The organism is Glycomyces dulcitolivorans, assembly GCF_003265355.1.
GTDB lineage: Bacteria > Actinomycetota > Actinomycetes > Mycobacteriales > Micromonosporaceae > Glycomyces > Glycomyces dulcitolivorans.
Genome location: NZ_QFRW01000021.1, coordinates 10,545 through 11,975, shown reverse-complemented (window position 1 = coordinate 11,975; position 1,431 = coordinate 10,545). Strand labels below are relative to the sequence as shown.

At 70.9% G+C, this 1,431-nt stretch carries 1 protein-coding gene; it reads right to left on the bottom strand.

All coding sequences use genetic code 11. From position 1 onward, the window contains the following. Window positions 1-196: 196 nt before the first annotated feature. Window positions 197-940 (bottom strand): YaaA family protein, encoded by a 744-nt coding sequence (locus tag DI269_RS00645; RefSeq protein ID WP_112133235.1) that lies wholly within the window; start codon window positions 938-940, stop codon window positions 197-199. Window positions 941-1,431 lie beyond the last annotated feature (491 nt).

Here is a 1,431-nt window from a genome sequence, read left to right as displayed (position 1 = left end):
CCCGGGCGAAAGCCCGGGCCGCCCCGTTCGTCGTTCAGCTCCCCTTCAGCAACCCCCGGGCACCATCGGCCTCGGGGGCGCTCCTTACTACACGCGAGGGTAGGTCCGGTTCCGCTTCAGCTCCGCTTCAGGTGCGCGCGGGCACCCTCGGTACCGGGGGCCCGGCTTACTACACGCGAGGGTAGCTTTCGGGCCGTCAGGCGTTCACGATGTCGAGGAGCCAGGGCTTGGAGCGGGTCGCGGGTTCGGAGAGTTCGACTTTCCAGCCCTGGTCGGAGAGGAAGTCGCCGAGTTCGGCCGCGGATTCGGGGCGGGCGCCGCCGGCGAGGAGGGCTCGGGCGACCTCGCCGCGGGTCGCCTTCGCCATGTGGGTGACGACGCTGCGCTTGCCGTCGGCGTCCTCCTTGAACACGCGCACGGAGACGCCGCGGTCCTTGGGGCCCCACACCTGCGCGTAAGCGCCGGAGCGGAGGTCGACGACGAGTTCGTCGCGGGCGCCGAGCACCTCGGCGACGGCCGGGCGCCACAGCTTCGCGAGCGTCTCGGTGCCGGGGAGCTTCGCGCTCATCGGCATCCGGTACGGCGGGACGCGGTCGGAGGGCCGCAGGAGCCCCCACAGCGGGGACGCGATGAGGACCTGCTCGCCGTCGGGGAGGTCCCCGAGGCCGAGCCGGTCGTAGAGGACGCCGTTGTACAGCTCCCAGGCGGCGAGGGTCGGGGCGCTCTTCAGCGTCCGGTTCGCCTGGATGTAATGCCGCTGCGTGGCAGGGAGTTTCAGCGTCTGCGCGGCGGTCTCCTCGTCGGCGCACAGCTCGACGAGCCGGTCGACCAGGAGTTCGCGGATGGGGTTCAGCGCCGGTGAGGAGAGTCGCCCGAGGTCGAGGGACGGACCGTCGCCTTGGACGGCCTTCCCCTCTGACGGCGGCAGCAGTATGAGCACAGCAGGCGAGTCTACCTGCCCGTCCGCCTGGTGCCGCCGGGGCCGCACCCGGCCGCCCGGTCTCCCCGGTTTTCACCCGACCGGGGGTGCACGGCGCCTTCGCGATCCGCTATAGTACATATGTTCGATTCCAGCGGGAGCGGGCCCGCCCCCACCGAGGGCTACGTGTGACGCGGGAATCGAAAAGGCGCGGCGGCGGTTCTCCGCGACTGCCGCCGCGCCGTCCAAGCGGCGGAGCCGAGCCCACACCGCCCGCCGCGGGTTCCACCACCACCGGCCCGGTGGTGGAGCTTGCCCGAAAGCAGAAGGTGGTGGGTTCAAATCCCACCGCCACTTCGTCCTTCGCCATCCTGCCGCACGCCTCCGACAATCCGAGTGCCGCAGGCCATCCGGGCCCCGCCACCTGCGCCCCGTTCCGTTCCGATGCGGTAAAGTCCCCCGCATGGGCCTCTAGCTCAATGGCAGAGCTGCGGACTTTTAATCCGTAGGTT